Genomic DNA, 6,308 nt, shown 5'->3' with positions numbered 1-6,308 from the left:
TCTGAACCAAAGTAAAGATTACCGTAAATATCGTCTTCAATTAATGGAATATTATATTGTGTTATCAGTCGTACCAGTTCTTGCTTGTTTTCATCAGGCATTTGAAACCCCATTGGATTATTGAAATTGGTAACAAAACAACAGGCCTTTATTTCAGGCATTACTTTTTTTAAAGCGTCGAGATCTATTCCATGCAAAGGATGGGTCGGAATTTCAACAGCTTTTAAACCTAATGCCTTAATGGCTTGAAGTATTCCAAAATAAGCAGGACTTTCTACAGCAACACTGTCTCCTGGAGATGTCACGGCCATAAGTGCATTGTACATGGCATGCATAGCGCCGGAAGTAATTACAAGATCATCTTCGGTAATTTTTCCTTCCATGACAAGCGCCCATTTTGCAATGGCACGTCGAAGTTCTTCAGATCCTTGAACGGGTTCGTAGGTTGTGCCGGCGTCACTTCTATTTCGTACAGCATTGATGATTCCTTTGTTAAGTTTTGCAATTGGAAGAAAATTTTTTCCAGGTAATCCAAGTGCAAATTGTGTCACATCGGTTTGATTGATTGTGCCGAAAACTTTATCAATAAGCTCCTCGGGCGTATTTTCTGTTTCATGATTATCTATACTCGCAATTGTTGGAAGTGCCGTTGTGCGTTGTGAACTTTTGCTTACATAATATCCCGTTTTTGGACGAGATTCTATAAGAGAACGGCTTTCGAGTTCTAAATACGCTTGTTTAATGGTATTAAGACTAACATTATATAGTTTCTGCGCACTTCGTACAGAAGGCAGTTTGTCGCCAAGCATTAAAGTTTCAGTGTGAATTTGATCTTCAATGATTTTGGCAATTTTTAAATATAATGTTTCTTGATTCTTCATTGTGCTTTTTCTTAAGCGTTTAAAGGTTTAGATAATGAATAAAATGTTCGGTACTTTTTTTTAGTTGTTCAGCATTATTGAAATTGGCACTTCTTTTTTTCGTTAGAAAATTTTTGATGTATTCTTTAAATGCTGCTTTGTCTTCATTTGTCAAACTTCCGTTATTATAAATTTTAAATCCGATTTCATTATTTTCATCCAATACTAAACTAGCAAACGAATTTATTTCATTGTCTTTTTCGCAGAGAAGAAAAGGCATTCCAAAAAGCATTTTATCTTCAGCTTTTTCACGCATGTTCTGAATGAAGATGTTTTGCAAAATCTCCATATCAAATACATAAACTTCTCTAAATGTTGTTTCTTTCTGTGTTGCTGCTTTAGATTCCATATCTTTTTTTAGCAAAATTATTGCTATCGGGTTTATGGGTACAGATACAGAAAAAACTTTTTTTACGGGTACAGATTAAAATTACTGTTTTTTGTTGAGAGGAAGAAATAATTGTAAAAAGAAAGTCCCTGAATGTTATTCAGAGACTTTAAATTATAAAGAAGAAAAGGGAATTAATTATTGATTTTCCTTTTCTAAATCGGCAGCAGAAATCTGATCTAATATATTCGTTTGATTTGGCGAAATATAGTTTTTATTTTCGATCGTTGCTTCTTTCTTAAAAAGAAGATCTAAGGCATTATATAGTTTTAATAAAACATCACGATCTGCTTTATCAATTTCTAAAGCAGTATTAAAGTTAAAAACATAATTATTCGAATTGCGCACTTCGACTTTTATTGTTTTTGATGTGATCTTAAATTTAACTATATCCATATGTTTGTAAATTACCTTTGCAAAATAACTATTTTAATGGCAGTTTTTGCGGATATTTTTTGATTTTTTAATTACAAATATTTTTTATTCTCCTCTTTTAATTTTAGCAATACATCCATTGCTTTTTGCGCGTCATTTTCATCAACAAATATATGGTCGTGCAAATAGGCAGCAACTACATTGCAGCTTATATTGGCTTTTCCTAAAGCTTGAGAAAATGCAGCAGTTAAACCTACTGCAGCCAAAGAAGAATGAACTTCTAAAGTAATCCAAGAAGCAACATAAGAGAAGTTAAGATTAAGTTCTTCTGCAAAGTGTTTTTCTAGTACAACTGTAATTCCTTCTTGCTCTTTAAATAGAAATAAAATTTTAGAAAAAGGAATTAAATTTAAAGAATCTACTTTGGTGAAAACATACTTTCCGTTATTAAGAAGAGGATTAAGATTCTCTAAAATAGTGCTCAAATTTGTTTCGCCTTCCATAAAAATAGGATTGATTTTTATTTAAAAATAATAAAAAACCCTTAAACATTTCTGCTTAAGGGTTTTACCTTCTAAGTAGCGAGGACGGGAGTTGAACCCGTGACCTCAGGGTTATGAATCCTGCGCTCTAACCAACTGAGCTACCTCGCCTGGACTGCTATCATGAATTCGTGATTGCGGGTGCAAAGATAGAAATAATATTAAAGCGTGCAAGCATAAATTGAAGAAAAAAAAATATTTTTAAAAATGCATTGTTTTTGGACATATATTCTTATATTTCGAAAAAATTAAAAGTAGCACATGGATTCAAAAATACGTTACGAAATCGAGTTTCCGATCAATTCTTCGCCACAATTATTGTATCAATATATATCAACGCCGTCAGGTTTACAAGAATGGTTTGCTGACAATGTTAATTCAAGAGGTGAAATTTTTACTTTCATCTGGAATGATTCGCAGGAAAAAGCACGTTTGGCTTCAAAAAAATCTGGAGAAAAAGTAAAATTCAAATGGGTTGATGATAGCAGTAAAGATACCGAGTACTTTTTTGAACTTCATATTTTAGTTGATGAGTTGACTAAAGATGTATCGCTTATGGTAGTCGATTTTGCTGATAAAGAAGAATTAGGCGAGGCTAAACAATTGTGGGAGAACCAAATCTCAGATCTAAAACATCTTATAGGATCTGTTTAGTAAAAGTCTATTTTATACCTTATATTTGCCCTGAACAAAATTCAGGGTTTTTTTATGATTAATTTTAACGGAAATATAGCGCAAGAAGATACAATATTAACTCAAAACCGCGCTTTTTTATACGGAGACGGTATCTTTGAAACAGTAAAAATTATCAATGGAAAAATCTTGTTTCTTGAGGATCATTATTTTAGACTAATGGCTTCTATGCGAGTAGTGAGAATGATGATTCCGATGGATTTTACAATGGAATATTTTGAAGAGCAAATTCTGAACTTGGTAAAAGAACAAGGAATTGCATCTTCAGCTCGCGCAAGAATAACCGTTTTTAGAAATGATGGCGGTTTGTATCTTCCGAAAACTAATGATATCTCATTCTTAATCAATGCAACTCCAATTGAGAGTGTTTCTTATGCTATAAATCCAAACGAATACGAAGTAGATTTGTATAAGGATTTCTATGTGACAAAACAGTTATTGTCGTCTCTTAAAACGACTAATAAAATGATTAATGTTACTGGAAGCATCTATGCGCACGAAAATGACCTTGCCAATTGCATTTTGCTAAATGACAGTAAAAATGTAGTCGAGGCACTTCAGGGAAATATTTTTATGCTAACAGGTAAAAAGCTTATTACTCCTCCAGTTTCAGAAGGAGCTTTAAACGGAATTATGCGTAAACAAATTTTAGCGATTGCTAAAAAAATAGAAGGCATAGAAGTGCTAGAAGAAATAATTTCGCCATTTGATCTTCAAAAAGCAGACGAATTATTTCTGACTAATGTAATCATGGGAATACAGCCGATAACTAAATATCGAAAAAAAGAGTTTACAACAAATCTGGCTCATTTATTAGTGCAGAAACTAAATGAATCCATAGTTGAAAATTAATTCAGATATGGATTTTCTGGTGCGTTAGACCAAATAAGATAATCACCGCCTAGCTCAATAATCTGCTCTTTCCAAAAGTGAGTGGTAGATTTTCCGATGATTTTATTTTTATAATTATTATCAGCAATAATCCAAGAGTTTCCTTGCATCTCATTCTCAAGCTGATTTTCTTCCCAACCGGTATAACCTAAGAAAAAACGAATATTATTTTTGCTAATAGATCCGTTGTTTATAAGGTCTTTGGTGGACTCAAAATCGCCTCCCCAATAAATTCCATTTGAAATCTCCACACTGTTTGGAATTAACTCAGGAATATTATGGATAAAATAAAGGTTGTCTTGTTCTACAGGGCCTCCGTTATATATCTTAAAGTTAGCATCAATCTCAGGGATTAAGTCATTAATGGTATATTTTAATGGCTTATTAATTATAAAACCTATTGATCCTTCTTTGTTATGGTCTGCTAATAAAATTACCGATCTGTTAAAAGATAAATCTCCAATTATTGAAGGCTCGGCAATAAGCAGGTGTCCTTTTTTTAATTTTTCTGAAATCATACGGTTACAATTTTTATTAAATTTAATCATAAAAAAATTAAAATCACAAAAAAAATCGTTAAACCGCATAAAAAAACCTCCCATATGGAAGGTTTTAATTATATTATAAGTTTAGAGAACTTTCTTACTTAGTTCACTGCACCTTCTAATTCAGCTCCAGCTTTGAATTTTACAACGTTTTTAGCTGCGATTTTGATAGTTTTTCCTGTTTGAGGGTTTCTACCGTCTCTAGCAGCTCTTGAAGATACTGACCATGATCCGAAACCTACTAATGAAACTCTTCCTCCTTTTTTCAAAGTAGTTCCTACATTACCTAAAAAAGACTCTAAAGCTAATTTCGCCGCAGCTTTTGTAATTCCTGCATCAGCAGCGATAGCATCGATTAATTCTGATTTGTTCATAATAATTAGTTATTAATTGTTGGTTAAAAAAAATTGTTAATACACAAATTTAGTAGGAAATCCGTTGCGTGCAAGTGTTTTCTTTATTTTTAGCAAAAATTGTTAATAACTTGCTTTTTTTGTTCATAAAGGGTGTTGTTCATCGATAAAAAGTAGGTACAAACCCCTGTTTTACTGACCTTAATACACTTTTGCAGACTCCGAAAAACTCACTCCATTTAATAATTCTGAAGCAAGCATTCTCTTTTTTCCTGGAAATTGTAGACTTAATAACTGAATAAAGCCATCTTTTATTGCAATCTTGATTTCTTTTTTAGTACTAATTAGCTTTCCAATCTCATAAGAGTGTGATTCTGAGACTAGTTTGGCTTCATAAATTTTGATGTTTAATTCTTCATTTTGGTCTTTCAAAAAGCACCAAGAAGCGGGATAAGGACTTAAACCTCGAATTAAGTTGTTGATTTCTGTCCCAGATTTGGTCCAATCAATTTTGCAGTTTTCTTTATTTAGTTTGTAAGCTGTTTTAATATCGTCATTATCTTCTTGAATTGTTGTGGTAACATTTCCGTTTTCAATAACCTTTAAAGTATCAATTACAGTTGTGCTTCCTAATTCCATTAAACGATCATGCAGTTGTCCTGCTGTTTCTTCTGGTTCAATATTGATTTCAGAATTTAAAATCATTGCACCAGTATCAATTTTATCATCTATAAAAAAAGTGGTAACTCCAGTTTTAGTTTCACCGTTAATAATCGCCCAGTTAATTGGAGCGGCTCCACGATAATTTGGAAGCAATGAAGCATGAAGATTAAAAGTTCCTAAACTTGGCATTTCCCAAACCACTTTTGGCAGCATTCTAAAAGCAACTACAATTTGTAAATTGGCATTTAACGCTTTTAATTCTGCTAAGAAACTTTCATCTTTTAAATTGGTTGGCTGTAATAAAGTAAGATTGTTGGCAAGTGCATATTCTTTTACTGCCGAATATTTTATTTTTTGTCCGCGACCTGCTGGTTTATCTGCAGCAGTAATTACGCCCACGACTTCGTAGTTATTTTTGATAATGGTATCCAAAATGCCAACAGCAAATTCTGGCGTTCCCATAAATATAATTCTCAATTTCTCCATTATGATTTTAAAGTGTATTTATTATTCGCTTGTATAATGATATGATTATTTTCGAGTAATTCCTGAAGAACCGATAGAATATCTTTGCTATTCATTTTTATCTGGTTTTCAATTTCTCTCGAAGTCAGCGAAGCGTTTTTCAATAGAGATAAAATCCTATCTGCAATCGAATCGGCTTCGGTAATTTTTCCTTTTAGTGTAATGCAGTACGAACAAATGCCGCAATTTTCTCTGGTTTCTTCTCCAAAATAGTTTAAAACCAATCTGTTTTTGCAGGTTTTATTGTCTTTTATATAATGTAAAACAGACAAAAGCTGTTCTTTTTTAACTTCATTTTGTTTTTCTAAATACTTTGAAACCCTATTTATGGTAAGGTCGTCTTCACGGACTTCATTAAATAAAATGGTAGCGTCGTTGTTTTTAGATTTGTATTCTATAATTTCTTTTTCTTT

General features: G+C 32.3%; 10 protein-coding genes and 1 tRNA gene. 2 read left to right on the top strand and 9 right to left on the bottom strand.

The window, feature by feature from the left end; translation table 11 throughout:
• The 5 genes from B3J44_RS20560 to B3J44_RS20540 form a co-directional block, all read right to left on the bottom strand.
• A partial coding sequence (locus B3J44_RS20560; protein WP_286971158.1) for a PLP-dependent aminotransferase family protein occupies positions 1 to 881 on the bottom strand: 881 nt, incomplete at its 3' end.
• A gap of 19 nt (positions 882 to 900) precedes the next feature.
• On the bottom strand, positions 901 to 1,269 hold the full coding sequence (locus B3J44_RS20555; protein WP_286971157.1) for a hypothetical protein: 369 nt from the start codon (positions 1,267 to 1,269) through the stop codon (positions 901 to 903).
• A gap of 177 nt (positions 1,270 to 1,446) precedes the next feature.
• Positions 1,447 to 1,704: a hypothetical protein gene (locus B3J44_RS20550; protein ID WP_198858226.1), complete on the bottom strand. Its 258-nt coding sequence runs from the start codon at positions 1,702 to 1,704 to the stop codon at positions 1,447 to 1,449.
• Positions 1,705 to 1,775: 71 nt separating this feature from the next.
• A complete protein-coding gene (locus tag B3J44_RS20545; RefSeq protein WP_286971156.1) occupies positions 1,776 to 2,186 on the bottom strand; it encodes an ACT domain-containing protein in 411 nt (136 codons plus the stop codon).
• Positions 2,187 to 2,262: 76 nt separating this feature from the next.
• Positions 2,263 to 2,336: transfer RNA gene (locus tag B3J44_RS20540), tRNA-Met, on the bottom strand.
• 150 nt (positions 2,337 to 2,486) lie between these two features.
• Here B3J44_RS20540 and B3J44_RS20535 point away from each other — a divergent pair.
• Together B3J44_RS20535 and B3J44_RS20530 are read left to right on the top strand one after the other, a co-directional pair.
• The gene (locus B3J44_RS20535; RefSeq protein ID WP_198858224.1) at positions 2,487 to 2,879 is read left to right on the top strand and encodes an START-like domain-containing protein; all 393 of its coding nucleotides are present in this window, start codon (positions 2,487 to 2,489) and stop codon (positions 2,877 to 2,879) included.
• Between the two features lie 54 nt (positions 2,880 to 2,933).
• Positions 2,934 to 3,770 (top strand): aminotransferase class IV, encoded by an 837-nt coding sequence (locus B3J44_RS20530; RefSeq protein ID WP_286971154.1) that lies wholly within the window; start codon positions 2,934 to 2,936, stop codon positions 3,768 to 3,770.
• On the opposite strand, the gene B3J44_RS20525 is transcribed toward B3J44_RS20530, so the two are convergent.
• The 4 genes from B3J44_RS20525 to B3J44_RS20510 all read right to left on the bottom strand — a co-directional run.
• A complete protein-coding gene (locus B3J44_RS20525; protein ID WP_008464759.1) occupies positions 3,767 to 4,327 on the bottom strand; it encodes a YqgE/AlgH family protein in 561 nt (186 codons plus the stop codon). The two genes, B3J44_RS20530 and B3J44_RS20525, sit on opposite strands and share 4 nt — an antisense overlap.
• A gap of 128 nt (positions 4,328 to 4,455) precedes the next feature.
• A complete protein-coding gene (locus B3J44_RS20520; protein ID WP_008464760.1) occupies positions 4,456 to 4,728 on the bottom strand; it encodes an HU family DNA-binding protein in 273 nt (90 codons plus the stop codon).
• A gap of 180 nt (positions 4,729 to 4,908) precedes the next feature.
• Complete coding sequence (gene fmt, locus B3J44_RS20515; RefSeq protein WP_198858222.1) at positions 4,909 to 5,856, bottom strand: methionyl-tRNA formyltransferase; 948 nt, start codon at positions 5,854 to 5,856, stop codon at positions 4,909 to 4,911.
• The coding region (locus tag B3J44_RS20510) for a RecQ family zinc-binding domain-containing protein (RefSeq protein ID WP_286971153.1) at positions 5,856 to 6,308 on the bottom strand (453 nt) is incomplete at its 5' end. The genes B3J44_RS20510 and fmt, both read right to left, overlap by 1 nt.

Source organism: Flavobacterium sp. UBA4854 (assembly GCF_002399805.1).
In the GTDB taxonomy this organism is placed as follows: Bacteria; Bacteroidota; Bacteroidia; order Flavobacteriales; family Flavobacteriaceae; genus Flavobacterium; species Flavobacterium ginsengisoli.
The sequence above is the reverse complement of the archived record's forward strand: the minus strand, read 5'-3'. Positions and strand labels throughout refer to the sequence as shown.